Raw genomic sequence first — 15,292 nt, 5'->3', positions numbered from 1 at the left:
GCGGCGCATGCTGGAGCGTTACCGTCGACAGATTCAGCCGGTGCATTGTTTGCAGGAGGCTCTCGGGAGAGGCTACCAACTCGTAATTGGGACATAGCCTTTTTTTTGGGGGTTCGCAGCATGCGGCCAACCTTGGCCGCATCACGCCAGGCTGCGGCGCTCGTACATTGCCTGCGCCAGCGTACCCGGGTCGACATGCTCCAGCTCTCCACCCACCGGCATGCCGCGCGCGATGCGCGTCACGCGCAGGCCCTGCGCCTTCAGCATCTCGCCGATCAGGTGCGCAGTCACCTCGCCTTCGGCGGTGAAGTTGGTGGCGATCACCACCTCCTGCACCTTGCCGTCGCTGGCGCGCGCCACCAGCTTGTCCAGCGCCAGGTCCTGCGGGCCGACGCCATCCATCGGCGACAGCCGCCCCATCAGCACGAAATACAGGCCATCGTAGCTGCGCGACTGCTCCAGCATCAGCAGATCGGCCGGCATTTCCACCACGCACAGCAGCTCCTGCTTGCGCGCTTCATCCGCACAGACATTGCACAGCGGCACCTCGCTGAAGGTGTTGCAGCGTTCGCAGTGGCGCAGGTTGAGCAGCGCACTGTCCAGCGCGCGTGCCAGCCGGTCGGCACCGCCGCGATCCTTCTGCAACAGGTGAAAGGCCATGCGTTGCGCAGACTTGGGGCCAACGCCGGGCAGTACCTTGAGCGCGGAGATCAGCTGGTCTAGCGAGGGGGGATTCTTCATTGCACATCCTGTAAAACAGCAATGGCCGTGCACAGCGTGCTGTGACGGCCATTGCTGCGGCTTGCCGAGCTTAGAACGGCAGCTTCATCCCGGCCGGCAGGTTCATGCCGGCGGTGAAACCGGACATGCGCTGCTGGGTGGTCTCGTCGACCTTGCGCGCGGCGTCGTTGAACGCGGCGGCAATCAGGTCTTCCAGCATGTCCTTGTCTTCCTTGGCGTCTTCCAGCAGGGCGTCGCTGATGGCAACGCGGCGCACCACGTGCGCGCAGCTCATGGTGACTTTCACCAGGCCGTTGCCGGCCTGGCCTTCCACGTCGACATTGGCCAGCTCTTCCTGTGCCTTCTTCATGTTTTCCTGCATTTGCTGGGCCTGCTTCATCAGGCCCGCGATACCGGCTTTGCCAAACATCGTGTGCTACTCCTGAACGGGTTGTATGGTTTCGGTCAGCAGCATGGCGCCCATATCGCGCACCAGTTGCTGCACCAGGGGATCTTGTTCCATGTACTGCCGGGCGGCGGCCTGCTGCTCGCGCCGCGCACGCGCATCGCGCATCGCCGGGGTTTCCATGTCCAGCGTTTCCACGCTGACTCGCAGCTGCACCTCCATGCCGAGGTGGGCGGACAATACCGCCTTCAGCTTGCTCTGATAATCGGGGCCGGTCAGGTTGCGGAACGCTTCCGGTACCGCCAGCTCGAAGCTGCGGCCATCCCAGGATTTCAGCGCCGCATTCTGTGCCAGCATGCGCGCGGTGCCCATCTTGGCACTGAGCGTGCTGATCAGCGCCGACCAGTCACCATCGAAACGGGGCGTATCGTAGCCGGAAGGCGCCGCCACGTCACCCTGCGCGTAGGCGGCCAGTTCGGCATCCTCGTCCATCAGGTAGCTGGGCAGCATCTCTTCCGGCTCCGGCTCGCGCTCGTCGTCCTCGGCCTCCTCCGGCTGAGCGGCAGCTATTGGTGCTAGCGTTAGCGGCGCTGGCGTTAGCGGCGCGACGGCGGCAGACGGGCGTTCGGCTACTGCCGGAGTAGGCGCGGCTGCGGCAACAGGCTGCTCTTCCCACGGCAGCGGTGCTTCCGGCGGCGCCTCCNCTGCGTCGCTACTGCCGCGCGCGCGGCAACTGGCGGCTGCACCGGCGGGGCAGCCGCAGCGGCTGCAGCCGGCGCGGGCCGCGCAGGCTCGGGTTCGGGTTCTGCTGCCGGCGCCTTGTCGGCCGCCGGTACGCTGCGCTCACTCTTGCCGCCCATCTGCGCCAGCAAGGCCTTCACTGGCGAGGGGCCGCCGTGGGCAACATGGCTGGCCGCGGCGGGCTGTGGTGCCGGCGCACCGCCCTGCGGGCGGGCACTCGGCAATGGCCGTGCGGCGCTTTCGCCGGCATGCAGCGGGTGGAAGGCCAGCATGCGCAGCATGGTCATGGAGAAGCCGGCGTGTTCGTCCGGCGCCAGCGCCAGGTCACGACGGCCATGCAAGGCGATCTGGTAGTACAGCTGGATGTCTTCGGCGCCAATACGCTGCGCCAGTTCGAACAGCGCGTCGCGCTCCGGTTCGTCGCTGGCAATGGCATCCGGCACGGTCTGCGCCAGCGCCAGCTGGTGCAGCAGGCTGGACAGCTCGGCCAGCGCGTTGTCGAAGCCGATGCCGCGTGCGGCCAACGCCTCCACCTCGGCCATCAGCCGCGCGCCGTCACCATCGGCCAGCGCATCCAGCAAGGCAAACAGGTAGCGCTTGTCCACCGCGCCCAGCATGGCGCGCACGCCGTCTTCGCGCACTTCGCCCACGCCGTAGGCAATGGCCTGGTCCAGCAGCGACAGCGCATCGCGCATCGAACCGGCGGCAGCGCGGCCCAGCAGCGCCAGCGCCGGCGTTTCGTACTGCACGCCTTCGGTATCCAGCACGTGGGCCAGGTGGCCGGCCACCTGCTGCGGCGTCATGTTGCGCAGGCTGAACTGCAGGCAGCGCGACAACACCGTGACCGGCACTTTCTGCGGATCGGTAGTGGCGAGGATGAACTTGACGTGCGCCGGCGGCTCTTCCAGCGTCTTGAGCATGGCGTTGAAGGCGCTCTTCGACAGCATGTGCACTTCGTCGATGATGTACACCTTGAAGCGGCCCATGGTCGGTGCGTACTGCGCGTTCTCCAGCACCTCGCGGATATTGTCGATGCCGGTGTTGGAGGCGGCATCGATCTCCAGCAGGTCGACATAGCGCCCGCTGTCGATCTGGCGGCAGGCCTGGCACTCGCCACACGGCTCGGCGCCGGTGCCGGTTTCGCAGTTCAGGCTCTTGGCCAGGATGCGGGCGATGGTGGTCTTGCCCACGCCTCGGGTACCGGTGAGCAGGTAGGCGTGGTGCAGGCGCGATTCGCGCAGCGCGTTGGACAGCGCGCGCACCACGTGCTCCTGGCCTACCAGGTCGGCAAAGCGCTTGGGACGCCACTTGCGGGCGAGAACTTGATAAGTCATAGCGGGCGATTCTAGCAGTTTTTAGCAAGCGACCGACACCGGCAGCCAGGCCGGGACGCCATCAGTTGACGACAGGCGCGGTGCTGTCGGGGTTGGCCGCAGGCTGTGCCGGCGTGTAACGCGCCGCCAGGTAGCGATTGCGGATCTCGTCCGCCAGCTCGTGCGTCACCATCGCGTACAGCGTGCTCTTGTTGTAGCGGGTAATGGTGTAGAAGTTGTTCAGCCCCAGCCAGTAGCGCATCTCGCCCGGCGCCACCTCCAGCGGCACCAGCACCGCCAGGGCATCGTCGCGCACCGTGGCCAGCGGCTGCACGCCCCGCGCCTTCAGCTCGGCCACGGTGTAGTGCAGGTTAAACTTGTCGGCCACCAGTTCGTCGATGGCCGGCCCCGGCGTTACCGCCGCCGGCACCACCACGTCGTCCCCCCCCAGCCAGCCGTGCTGCTGGAAGTAATTGCCCACACTGCCGATGGCGTCGGCCGGGTTGTTCCAGATGTCGCGATGGCCATCGCCATCGAAATCCACCGCCCACTTGCGGTAGCTGGACGGCATGAACTGCGGCATGCCCATCGCCCCGGCGTAACTGCCCTTCAGGCTCAGCGCGTTGACGTTCTCGCTACGTGCCAGGCGGAAGAATTCGGCCAGCTCGCCACGGAAGAATTCGGCGCGGCGCGGGTAATCGAAGGCCAGCGTGGACAGCGCATCCGCCAGCCGGTAGTTGCCGGTAACGCGGCCATAGCGGGTTTCGATGCCGATGATGGCAACGATGATTTCCGGCTCCACCTTGTACTGTTCGCTGGCGCGCTGCAGCGCCGCCTCGTTCTGCTGCCAGAACGCCACGCCTTCCTGCATCAGGCGTTCGCTATAGAAATTGGGGCGAAACTGGTACCACGGCCGCGCGGTGGATGGCTTGTCCATGACGGCGATGATGTTGGGCTTGGACTCGACATTGGCGAACACCGCTTCCATCTCGGCGCGGTTCACACCGCCTTGCGCCACTTGTTCATCGATAAAACGCTGTACATCCGGGCGCATCATTAGCGCCACATCGGCCTGGGCGGCGGAAACGCAGCCCAGCATGGCCGCCAGGGCCAGTCGGCGCAATACAAGCATTGCTTGCTCCTGCAGGTTGGCCGCAAGCCGCTGCGGCTTATGGCTGTTCATTGAAATTGAGGACGCTGGATACCAGCCGCGCGGTGATGTCGACGATGGGAATCACCCGCTCGTAATCCATGCGCGTCGGCCCCACCACGCCCAGCGTGCCCACCACCTGGCCATTGAGCCGGTACGGCGCAGCGACCACGCTGCAATCGTCGAGCGGCACCACGCCGGATTCCTCGCCGATGAACAGGCTGACGCCGGCTGCGCGCCGGCTCTGCTCCAACAGCTGCAGCAGCTCGGTCTTGCGCTGGAAGGTATCGAACAGCTCGCGCAGCCGCGACAGGTCGCTGGAAAAATCGCTGACCGCCAGCAGCCGCCCCTCGCCGCGGATCACGATATCGTCGCCACCGGGCAGCGCCTGGCGGCCGAACTGGATCGCCGCCGCCATCAGCTCGGAAATATTGCCCTGCAGCTGGCGCAGCTCGGTTTCCACACGGCTGGCCACGTTGTCCAGCTGCTGGCCGGCGTAATGCTGGTTGAGGAAGTTGGCCGCCTCCACCAGCTCGCCCGGCGTGTAATCGCGGCCGGTATGGAACAGGTGGTTCTGCACGTCGCCATCCAGTGTCACCAGGATCAGCAGGACGCGGCGCTCGGACAGACGCAGGAATTCCACCTGGCGGAAGGCGGCGTCGGCACGCTGCGGCGTCATCACCACCCCGGCGAATTGCGTCAGCTCCGACAGCATCTGCGAGGCGGCCTGCACCACGCGCTGCGGGCTGTCCGGCTGGATACCGCTTTTCAGCTCGGCCAGCGTTGGTGCGGCCAACTGCTGTACGGTAAGCAGGCGGTCGACAAACAGCCGGTAGCCGCGCGGCGTGGGAATGCGCCCGGCCGAGGTGTGCGGCGAGGCGATCAGGCCCATGTCTTCCAGCTCCGCCAGCATGTTGCGGATGGATGCCGACGACAGCTCCAGCCCGGAAACCGCGGCCAGGGTCTTGGATGCCACCGGCTGCCCGTCGGCGATATAGCGCTCGACCAGTACCTTGAGCAGATGTTGCGTGCGTTCGTTCAGCATGATCGGCATTCTGTCACAGCAGTCACCTATCCCAAAAGCCCCGGATGACACTGGCCGCCCGGCCGGCCCCGACTTGGCCCCCTGATGATTTGTGCGATAATCCGCCGCCAGGTTCCCTGTCTGCCGCCATGCAGTGTGGCGCGCATACATCGTTGATTGCGTTTTTATTTGGCACGCCGCATGAAAACGTACATAATCAAAAAAACCTTCCCGATATGCCGTTTTGAACGAATGGAGTAAGCATGGCAGCCGAAGACAAGAGCAAGGCCCTGGCCGCAGCACTGGCGCAGATCGAAAAGCAGTTTGGCAAAGGCTCGATCATGCGCATGAGCGACAACCAGATCACCGAGAACCTGCAGGTGATCAGCACCGGTTCGCTCGGCCTGGACCTGGCGCTGGGCGTCGGCGGCCTGCCGCGCGGCCGTATCGTTGAAATCTACGGCCCGGAATCGTCCGGTAAAACCACACTGTGTCTGCAGGTGGTAGCCGAAGCGCAGAAGCTGGGCGGCACCTGCGCCTACATCGACGCGGAAAACGCGCTGGATCCGCAATACGCGCAGAAGCTGGGCGTATCGGTGGAAGACCTGCTGATCTCCCAGCCGGACACCGGTGAACAGGCACTGGAAATCGCCGACATGCTGGTGCGCTCCGGCGGTGTGGACATCATCGTGGTCGACTCGGTGGCCGCACTGGTGCCGAAGGCGGAAATCGAAGGCGAAATGGGCGACAACCACGTCGGCCTGCACGCCCGTTTGATGAGCCAGGCACTGCGCAAACTCACCGGCAACATCAAGCGCACCAACACCCTGGTGATCTTCATCAACCAGATCCGCATGAAGATCGGCGTGATGTTCGGCAGCCCGGAAACCACCACCGGCGGTAACGCGCTGAAGTTCTACGCCTCGGTGCGCATGGATATCCGCCGTATCGGCGGCATCAAGAAGGGCGAGGAGATCATCGGCAACGAGACCCGCGTCAAGGTAGTGAAGAACAAGGTTTCCCCGCCGTTCAAGCAGGCCAACTTCGACATCCTGTACGGCGAGGGCATCAGCCGCGAAGGCGAGATCGTCGAGCTGGGCGTGGAGCACGGCTTCATCGAAAAATCCGGTGCCTGGTACAGCTACAACGGCCAGAAGATCGGCCAGGGCAAGGACAACACCCGCCTGTGGCTGAAGGACAACCAGGAAATCGCCCGCGAAATCGAGCGCAAGATTCGCGAATCGGTAGGCGTGAACGTGCAGATCACCGAAGGCCAGGCGGACGAGGAAGAGCTGCTCGACGACACCTTCGACGCCTGATGACCGGCACCGGCAAGAGCCTCAGGGCGCGAGCCGTCGATCTTCTGTCCCGCCGCGAGTATTCGCGGCTGGAACTGAAGCGGCGGCTCGCGCCTTTTGCCGCATCGGCAGAAGAACTGGATGCCCTGCTCGACGAGTTGGCCGCACGCCACTGGCAGTCGGACAGCCGCTTTGCCGAGCAGTTTGCCGCCAGCCGCAGCCGCAAGTACGGCAGCCGCCGTATCGCCATGGAAATGCGCGAGCGCGGCATCGACCGCGACACCATCCGCGAAGCACTCGCCGAGCAGGATGACCTGGCTACCGCCCGTGAACAATGGCGCAAGAAATTCGGTCAGCCGCCGGCCGATGCCGCCGAGCGCGCCAAACAGATGCGCTTTCTCGCCAGCCGCGGTTTCGGCATGGACATCATCCGCAAGGTGATCGCCGGCTGCGATGATTTTCCGGACAACGAATAACGCATTGCAACAATCGCGGCCCCAATCGCGCTGCATCAACGCTTGCCAGCACTGGCAAGCGTTGCCACAATCGACCCGATATCTTCGCGGCGCACGCCCCGCGAAGCCAACGATAGCGGAATCAACAGTCAAATCATGAAAACCTCAGAAATTCGCCAGAAGTTTCTCGGCTTCTTCGCCTCCAAGGGCCACCAGGTGGTGGCATCCAGCAGCCTGATCCCGGGCAATGACCCGACGCTGATGTTCACTGTTGCCGGCATGGTGCAGTTCAAGGACGTGTTCCTGGGCTTCGAAAAGCGCGACTACACCCGCGCCACCACCAGCCAGAAATGTCTGCGCGCCGGCGGCAAGCACAACGACCTGGAAAACGTCGGCTACACCGCGCGCCACCACACCTTCTTCGAAATGCTGGGCAACTTCAGCTTCGGCGACTACTTCAAGCAGGATGCCATCACCTACGCCTGGGAGTTTCTCACCGGCGAGCAGTGGCTGAACCTGCCGAAGGAAAAACTGCTGGTAACTGTCTATGCCAGCGATGACGAGGCATACGATATCTGGCACAAGGTAGTCGGCCTGCCTGCAGAAAAAATCATCCGCATCGGCGACAACAAGGGTGCGGCCTACGCCTCCGACAACTTCTGGACCATGGGTGACACCGGCCCCTGCGGCCCGTGTACCGAGATCTTCTTCGACCACGGCCCGTCCGTGGCCGGCGGCCCTCCGGGCAGCCCGGATGAAGACGGCGACCGCTTCATGGAGATCTGGAACAACGTATTCATGCAGTTCAACCGCGACGAAACCGGCACCCTGCACCCGCTGCCGAAACCGTCCGTGGATACCGGCATGGGCCTAGAGCGCCTGTCCACCGTGCTGCAGGGCGTGCACTCCAACTACGAAACCGACGGCCTGGCCTGCCTGGTACGCGCCGCTGCGCGCGAAACCGGTGTGCCGTACAGCCAGGACGTGCCGTCGCTGAAAGTGATCGCCGACCACATCCGCGCCTGCTCGTTCATGATCGCCGACGGCATCCTGCCATCCAGCGATGGCCGTGGCTACGTGCTGCGTCGCATTGCCCGCCGTGCGATCCGCCACGGTTACAAACTGGGCCAGAAAGGGCTGTTCTTCCACAAGATCGTGGCCGACCTGGTTGCCGAGATGGGTGATGCCTACCCCGAGCTGCGCCAGCAACAGGCCGTGATCGAGGACGCACTGCGCCAGGAAGAAATCAAGTTCGCCGAAACCCTGGACACCGGCATGGCGCTGGTGGATGCCGCACTGGCCGGCGGCAAGACCGCCATGGACGGCGAAACCGTATTCAAGCTGTACGACACCTACGGCTTCCCGGTGGACCTCACCGCCGACATCTGCCGCGAGCGCAATATCGAAGTGGACCTGGAAGGCTTCGAACGCGCCATGGAAGAGCAGCGTACCCGTGCGCGTGCCGCTTCCGCCTTCAAGGTGGCAGGCAATGTCAGCTACGACGGCGCCGACACCACCTTCCACGGCTATGGCAGCAGCAGCGTCGATGCCAAGGTAATCGCGCTGTACAAGGGCACCGAACCGGTGAGCACCCTGAATGCCGGCGATGACGGCATCGTGGTACTGGACAACACCGCCTTCTACGCCGAGGGCGGTGGCCAGGTTGGCGACGTGGGCGAGATTTCCACCGCCGGCGGCGTGGGTGCACTGTTCGACGTGGCCGACACCCAGAAGATCAAGTCCGCGGTATTCGGCCACACCGGCCGCCTGGCCCGTGGCAGCCTGAGCGTGGGCGACACCGTGCAGGCCACCATCGACCTGCACAAGCGCCAGGCCACCGCGCGCAACCACTCCGCCACTCACCTGCTGCACGCAGCGCTGCGCAAGGTGCTGGGCAGCCACGTGGCGCAGAAGGGCTCGCTGGTGAATGCCGAGCGAACCCGCTTCGACTTCGCCCACGGCCAACCGGTATCTGCCGAGGAAATTGCCGAAATCGAACGCGTGGTAAACCACGTGGTTGCGGCCAACTACGAAGTCAGCGCCCGCGTGATGGCCTTCGACGACGCGGTACGCGCCGGCGCGATGGCGCTGTTTGGCGAGAAATACGGCGACGAAGTGCGCGTACTGACCATGGGCGACTTCTCCGCCGAACTGTGCGGCGGCACCCACGTGAACCGCACTGGCGATATCGGCTTCTTCAAGATCGTGTCCGAAGGCGGCGTGGCCGCTGGCGTACGTCGTATCGAAGCCGTTACCGGCGAAGGCGCGGTAGCCTATGTGCAGGCACAGGACAGCCTGCTGAAGGCAGCTGTAGCCAACCTGAAGGCGCAAAGCAGCGACGAAGTACTGGCCAAGATCGGCAACCTGCAGGGCGACCTGAAGGCGCTGGAAAAGGAACTGGTGGCACTGAAGGGCAAACTGGCAGCCTCCGCCGGTGACAGCCTGGCCGAGCAGGTACAGGAAGTGAACGGCGTGAAGCTGCTGGCTGCCGAACTGGAAGGCGCCGACAATGCCACCCTGCGCGATACGCTGGACAAGCTGAAGGACAAGCTGGGTTCGGCACTGATCGTGCTGGGCAGCAAGGCTGACGGCAAGGTGGCGCTGATCGCCGGCGTGACCAAGGATCTGACCGGCCGCTTCAAGGCCGGCGAGCTGGTGAACCACGTCGCCCTACAGGTTGGCGGCAAGGGCGGTGGCCGCCCGGATATGGCCCAGGCCGGCGGCACCCAGCCGGAAAACCTGGCCGCCGCACTGGCCAGCACCCGCGACTGGGTAGCCGGCAAGTAAGCCAGCCTGCTCAGCCCAGCAAACAACCGCCGGACATTGTTCCGGCGGTTTTGTTTTGGCGAGAACGCCGGGGCGATGCGCCAGTAAGGTAGCGCAAGCCTGGCTGCGCCGCCTTCATCCCATGGCTGCGCCGCCTAGTCCCCGGATGCGCCTGCGGCTTATCCGGGCTACCAGGCCACCAGCCAAACAAAAACGGCAGCCGCCTGGCTGCCGTTTTTCTGCTTGCGGCCAACGTTGGCCGCAACTCTTACTTGCGCTCTACTTGCGACACATCACGCACCGCGCCGGTATCGGCACTGGTGGTCATGGCGGCGTAGGCACGCAGCGCCGGGCTTACCACGCGGTCGCGGCCCAGCGGCTTCCACGCATCGCGGCCACGTGCTTCCATGGCGGCGCGGCGCGCGGCCAGGGTGTCGTCGCTCACCGCCAGGTGGATGCGGCGGTTCGGGATATCGATTTCCACGGTATCGCCCTCTTCCGCCAGGCCGATGGTGCCGCCCTCGGCCGCTTCCGGCGAAACATGGCCGATGGACAGGCCGGAGGTACCGCCGGAGAAACGGCCGTCGGTCAGCAGCGCGCAGGCCTTGCCCAGGCCCTTGGACTTCAGGTAACTGGTGGGGTACAGCATTTCCTGCATGCCCGGGCCGCCTTTCGGGCCTTCGTAGCGGATGATGACGATATCACCGGCCACCACCTCATCGGCCAGGATGCTGGCTACCGCCGCGTCCTGGCTTTCGAAGATGCGTGCACGGCCGGTGAACTTGAGGATGGAGTCATCCACGCCGGCGGTTTTCACGATACAGCCACGTTCCGCGATGTTGCCGTACAGCACGGCCAGGCCGCCGTCCTGCGAGTAGGCATTGGCCTTGTCGCGGATGCAGCCTTCGGCGCGGTCGTTGTCCACCGTCGGGTAGCGCATGCTCTGGCTGAAAGCGATGGTGGTGGGCACGCCGCCCGGTGCCGCGCGGTAAAAGCGCTGCGCTTCGCTGTCTTCGCCGTGGCGCATCACGTCCCAGGCTTCCAGACCGGCGCCCAGCGTCGGACTGTGCACGGTGGGCACGTCGCGGTGGATCAGGCCGGCGCGGTCCAGCTCGGCCAGGATCGCCACCACGCCGCCGGCGCGGTGCACGTCTTCCATGTGGTACTTCTGCGTTGCCGGCGCCACCTTGGACAAGCAGGGCACGCTGCGCGAGATGCGGTCGATGTCGGCCATCTTGAAGTCGACACCAGCTTCGTTGGCCGCAGCCAGCAGGTGCAGCACGGTGTTGGTGGAGCCGCCCATGGCCACGTCCAGGCTCATGGCGTTCTCGAACGCCTGCTTGGTGGCGATGCTGCGCGGCAGGATGGAGTAGTCTTCCTGCTCGTAGTGGCGCTTGGTGATTTCCACGATCAGGCGGCCGGCGCGCAGGAACAGCTCCTTGCGGTCGGCGTGGGTGGCCACCAGGCTGCCGTTGCCCGGCAGGGAGAGACCCAGCGCCTCGGTGAGGCAGTTCATCGAGTTTGCCGTGAACATGCCGGAGCAGGAGCCGCAGGTCGGGCAGGCGGAACGCTCGACGCGGTCCACGTCGGCATCGGACACCGCGCTGTTGGCCGCTTCCACCATGGCATCCACCAGGTCGAGCTTGCGGATGTCGTTGCCCCACTGCACCTTGCCGGCCTCCATCGGGCCGCCGGACACGAACACCACCGGGATGTTCAGGCGCATGGCAGCCATCAGCATGCCGGGGGTGATCTTGTCGCAGTTGGAGATGCACACCAGCGCGTCGGCACAGTGCGCGTTCACCATGTATTCCACGCTGTCGGCGATCAGGTCGCGGCTGGGCAGGCTGTACAGCATGCCGCCGTGGCCCATGGCAATGCCGTCGTCCACGGCGATGGTGTTGAATTCCTTGGCCACGCCGCCGGCTTTTTCGATCTCGCGCGCAACCAGCTGGCCCATATTGTGCAGATGCACGTGGCCGGGTACGAACTGGGTGAAGCTGTTGGCGATGGCGATGATGGGCTTCTGGAAATCCTCGTCCTTCATGCCGGTGGCGCGCCACAGCGCGCGGGCGCCCGCCATGTTGCGGCCGGCGGTAGAGGTCTTGGAACGGTACTGGGGCATGGTGAATCCTTAATGTCTCTGAATCTTTGTCCCGCGGCCAACCCTGGCCGCAGCCTGCTTGAACTGTTTGCTGCATCCGTCTGCCGCTTCTGTCGAGCGGCTGGCAGGAACTTCCGGGTGGCGGAGGTTTCTGTTCTGCAGCAGGCGGTCATGGTAGCGACGCCACGCTGCCGGACGCTTTACGGGCACCGCGAAAAACGCCAGATTTCATTGTGCGACTGCATTACTCTCGCTCAGAAATCGGGGCTTTCGCGGCACCCTTCCGTATAATCCGCGTCTATCGTCCTCTTTTACCGCAAACGCACATAACTGACAAATGCTGATCCATCCTCAGTTCGACCCCGTTGCCATCCACCTGGGCCCGCTGGCCGTGCACTGGTACGGCCTGATGTACCTTCTCGGCTTCGTGCTGTTCCTCACGCTGGGCAATTACCGCATCCGCAGCCAGCAGGGCAGCGTGTTCAGTAGCAAGGATCTGGACGATTTCCTGACCTGGGCGGTAATCGGCGTAGTGGCCGGCGGCCGCCTGGGCGAAGTGCTGTTCTACCAGCCCGGCTACTACCTGTCGCACCCGGCCGAGATCCTGATGGTGTGGAAAGGTGGCATGAGTTTTCACGGCGGCTTCATCGGCGTGCTGGTGGCCATGGCGCTGTTCGCCCGCAAGAAAGGCGTGAGCTTCTGGCAGGTAAGCGACTTCGTCGCGCCGCTGGTACCGACCGGCTTGGCCGCTGGCCGGCTGGGCAACTTCATCAACGGCGAACTATGGGGCCGGCCGGCGCCGGCCGACCTGCCGTGGGCGATGGTGTTCCCGCAGGTGGACCTGCTGCCGCGCCACCCGTCGCAGCTGTACCAGATGCTGCTGGAAGGGCTGACGCTGTTCGCGATCCTGTGGCTGTTCTCCAGCAAGCGCCGCCCGGTGGGCCAGGTGTCGGCGCTGTTCCTGGCCGGCTATGGTTTCTTCCGCTTCATTGCGGAGTACTTCCGCACCCCGGATGCCGGTATCTTCGGCCAGTCGGACGTGATCAGCATGGGCCAGTGGCTGAGCCTGCCGATGATCATCATTGGCGCGGCATTGTTTGTCTGGTTCGGCAAGCACGATCGCCGCAGCCTATGAGGTAATGTCATGACCACCCGCCTTGCCCCCCTGCTCGCCTGCCTGCTGCTGGCCGGCTGCGCAAGCTACCAGTGGCGCCACCCGGAAGCCAGCCGCAGCTTCGATAGCGACAGCTACCAGTGCCAGCAGGAGGCGGTAAAGGCGTTCCCGCCCGACATCCGTGAACACACCCTCCCACCGCGCTATATCGGCCCGCGCTGGCGCTGCCCGCCAGGTGCCAGCAGCCGCAGCGACTGCTGGCTGGACAGCGGTTTCTGGACCTGGCCGCAAACCGAAAGTTACGACGCCAATGCCAAGGCGCGTGGCGACCTGTACGGCAGTTGCCTGAAAGCGCGCGGCTGGGCTTACATCCGCGTGGATTGAGCGCTGCTGAAAACACGGCACTTTTAGGCTAGAATGCGCGCCGGCGGCTTATCGTCCGCCACCAAAACCACAAATGCAGTCAAGCGGCTGCATTTTTGTTTGGGCGCCGCGCCAGGGTTGGCCGCAAGCGCCCGTTGAACGCACGCGGCCTATCGTCCGCCTAGCCGAAAGCCTGAACATGAACGCCAAGATCACCCTGGCCAGCCTGCTGCTGGCCGTCTCCGCCATTGCCGGCGCCGCCGATGCCGTGCTGAAGGTTTCCGCCATTCCGGACGAAGCCCCCACCGAACTGCAGCGCAAGTTCGCCCCGCTGGGCAGCTACCTGGAAAAAGAACTGGGCATGAAAGTGCAGTTCGTGCCGGTAACCGACTACGCCGGCGTGGTAACCGCGCTGACCGCCGACCAGATCGACATGGCCTGGCTGGGCGGCTTCACCTTCGTGCAGGCAAGCCAGCGCGGCAAAGTGGTACCGCTGGTACAGCGTGCCGAAGATGCCCGCTTTACCGCCAAGTACATCGGCAGCGTGGAAGCCGGCATCAAGACCCTGCAGGACCTCAAGGGCAAGCGCTTCGCCTTCGGCTCCGCCTCCTCCACCTCCGGCCACCTGATGCCGCGCTACTTCCTGCAAAAGCAGGGCATGCAGCCGGAAAGCTACTTCAAGACCGTGGGTTACTCCGGCGCGCATGACGCCACCGTGGCCTGGGTTGCCTCCGGCAAGGTGGAAGGCGGCGTGCTGAACGCCTCGGTGTGGGACAAGCTGGTGGAAGCCGGCAAGGTAGACCAGAGCAAGGTGCGCCTGCTGGGCACCACCCCGACCTTCTACGACTACAACTGGACCGTGCGCGGCAGCATGGATAAAAAGCTGCAGCAGAAAATCCAGGCCGCCTTCCTGAAGCTGGACGACAGCAAGCCGGAATACAAGGCCATCCTGGAGCTGCAACGCGCCAGCAAGTTCATCGCCACCAAGGCGGAAAACTACGAAGGCATCGAAGCTGCCGCCAAGGCTGCCGGCCTGCTGCAATGAGCCTGGCGCTGAGCGAAGCGACGCTGTCGCTGCGTGGCCAGCGCATTCTCGACGGCATCACCCTGCGCCTGGCGCAGGGTGAGCAGGCCGCGCTGATCGGCCCGTCCGGCGCCGGCAAATCCAGCCTGCTGCTGCTGGCCGCCACCCGCTACCGTGCCGACAGCGGCAGCGTGCAGCTGCTGGGAGCCGAGCCGTGGCAGCTGGATGCCGCCGCGCTGCGCCGCCTGCGCAGCCGCATCGGCAGCGTGTACCAGCACGCGCCGCTGCCGGCGCTGCAACGCGTGGTGACTGCCGTGGGCGCCGGCCGCCTGGGCCAGTTGTCTACGTTGGCCGCACTGCGCCGCCTGTTGTGGCCACAAGATGTCGCCACCATCCGCAGCGCACTGGAGCAGGTACAGCTGGCCGACAAGCTGTGGCAGCGCTGCGACCGCCTGTCCGGCGGCCAGCGCCAGCGCGTCGGCATCGCCCGCGTGCTGTACCAGGCGCCCGAGCTGCTGCTGGCCGACGAGCCGGTATCGGCGCTGGACCCGCGCCTGGCCGACGACACGGTGGCACTGCTGTGTCGCGACGCGGCAGCACGCCGCTGCACCCTGCTGGCAAGCTTGCACTCGGTGGAGCTGGCGCTGGCGCACTTCCCGCGTCTGATCGGCCTGCGCAACGGCAAGCTGATGTTCGACCTGCCACGCGAGCAAGTCACCCCGGAACTGCTGGCCGCGCTATATGCCGGCGACACCCCGCAGCCGCCGGATGACAGCCCTGCGGCCAACCTGCCCCGCGTCGCACCATGTTGAAA

At 65.0% G+C, this 15,292-nt stretch carries 13 protein-coding genes and 1 pseudogene; 7 read left to right on the top strand and 7 right to left on the bottom strand.

The window, feature by feature from the left end; all coding sequences use genetic code 11:
- Nucleotides 1-141: 141 nt before the first annotated feature.
- The 6 genes and pseudogenes from recR to hrcA form a co-directional block, all read right to left on the bottom strand.
- Nucleotides 142-741: a recombination mediator RecR gene (gene recR, locus ACFOKJ_RS06440; protein ID WP_390277639.1), complete on the bottom strand. Its 600-nt coding sequence runs from the start codon at nt 739-741 to the stop codon at nt 142-144.
- A gap of 70 nt (nt 742-811) precedes the next feature.
- Nucleotides 812-1,150, bottom strand: coding sequence for a YbaB/EbfC family nucleoid-associated protein (locus ACFOKJ_RS06435; RefSeq protein WP_390277637.1), 339 nt, complete (start codon nt 1,148-1,150; stop codon nt 812-814).
- Between the two features lie 6 nt (nt 1,151-1,156).
- Nucleotides 1,157-1,636 (bottom strand): DNA polymerase III subunit gamma/tau C-terminal domain-containing protein, encoded by a 480-nt coding sequence (locus ACFOKJ_RS06430; RefSeq protein WP_390277635.1) that lies wholly within the window; start codon nt 1,634-1,636, stop codon nt 1,157-1,159.
- A gap of 242 nt (nt 1,637-1,878) precedes the next feature.
- Nucleotides 1,879-3,201 (bottom strand): annotated as a pseudogene (gene dnaX, locus ACFOKJ_RS06425) (DNA polymerase III subunit gamma/tau); the annotation flags it as partial.
- A gap of 61 nt (nt 3,202-3,262) precedes the next feature.
- Complete coding sequence (gene mltB, locus ACFOKJ_RS06420; protein WP_390277633.1) at nt 3,263-4,312, bottom strand: lytic murein transglycosylase B; 1,050 nt, start codon at nt 4,310-4,312, stop codon at nt 3,263-3,265.
- 37 nt (nt 4,313-4,349) lie between these two features.
- Complete coding sequence (gene hrcA, locus ACFOKJ_RS06415) at nt 4,350-5,375, bottom strand: heat-inducible transcriptional repressor HrcA (RefSeq protein WP_390277631.1); 1,026 nt, start codon at nt 5,373-5,375, stop codon at nt 4,350-4,352.
- Nucleotides 5,376-5,617: 242 nt separating this feature from the next.
- Between hrcA and recA the strand changes: the two genes are divergently transcribed.
- The 3 genes from recA to alaS all read left to right on the top strand — a co-directional run bounded on the left by recA (nt 5,618) and on the right by alaS (nt 9,894).
- A complete protein-coding gene (gene recA / locus ACFOKJ_RS06410) occupies nt 5,618-6,673 on the top strand; it encodes a recombinase RecA (RefSeq protein ID WP_390277628.1) in 1,056 nt (351 codons plus the stop codon).
- Nucleotides 6,673-7,128: a recombination regulator RecX gene (recX, locus tag ACFOKJ_RS06405; RefSeq protein ID WP_390277625.1), complete on the top strand. Its 456-nt coding sequence runs from the start codon at nt 6,673-6,675 to the stop codon at nt 7,126-7,128. Before recA ends, recX begins: the two co-directional genes overlap by 1 nt.
- A 135-nt stretch (nt 7,129-7,263) precedes the next feature.
- Nucleotides 7,264-9,894 (top strand): alanine--tRNA ligase, encoded by a 2,631-nt coding sequence (alaS, locus tag ACFOKJ_RS06400; RefSeq protein ID WP_390277623.1) that lies wholly within the window; start codon nt 7,264-7,266, stop codon nt 9,892-9,894.
- 247 nt (nt 9,895-10,141) lie between these two features.
- Here the strand turns inward: alaS and ilvD are convergent, their stop codons facing one another.
- Entirely contained in the window at nt 10,142-11,998 is a 1,857-nt protein-coding gene (gene ilvD, locus ACFOKJ_RS06395) for a dihydroxy-acid dehydratase (RefSeq protein ID WP_390277621.1), read from the bottom strand.
- A 316-nt stretch (nt 11,999-12,314) separates the two neighbouring features.
- On the opposite strand from ilvD, the gene lgt reads away from it, so the two are divergent.
- The 4 genes from lgt (at nt 12,315) to ACFOKJ_RS06375 (ending at nt 15,290) form a co-directional block, all read left to right on the top strand.
- Nucleotides 12,315-13,112 (top strand): prolipoprotein diacylglyceryl transferase, encoded by a 798-nt coding sequence (gene lgt, locus ACFOKJ_RS06390; protein ID WP_390277619.1) that lies wholly within the window; start codon nt 12,315-12,317, stop codon nt 13,110-13,112.
- 9 nt (nt 13,113-13,121) lie between these two features.
- Nucleotides 13,122-13,475 (top strand): hypothetical protein, encoded by a 354-nt coding sequence (locus ACFOKJ_RS06385; protein ID WP_390277617.1) that lies wholly within the window; start codon nt 13,122-13,124, stop codon nt 13,473-13,475.
- A gap of 178 nt (nt 13,476-13,653) precedes the next feature.
- Complete coding sequence (locus ACFOKJ_RS06380; protein WP_390277615.1) at nt 13,654-14,499, top strand: putative selenate ABC transporter substrate-binding protein; 846 nt, start codon at nt 13,654-13,656, stop codon at nt 14,497-14,499.
- Nucleotides 14,496-15,290: a phosphonate ABC transporter ATP-binding protein gene (locus ACFOKJ_RS06375; protein ID WP_390277613.1), complete on the top strand. Its 795-nt coding sequence runs from the start codon at nt 14,496-14,498 to the stop codon at nt 15,288-15,290. Before ACFOKJ_RS06380 ends, ACFOKJ_RS06375 begins: the two co-directional genes overlap by 4 nt.
- Nucleotides 15,291-15,292 lie beyond the last annotated feature (2 nt).

The sequence above is a fragment of the Vogesella amnigena genome (assembly GCF_042648905.1).
GTDB lineage: Bacteria > Pseudomonadota > Gammaproteobacteria > Burkholderiales > Chromobacteriaceae > Vogesella > Vogesella amnigena.
This window is presented reverse-complemented; position numbering and strand designations above follow the sequence as displayed.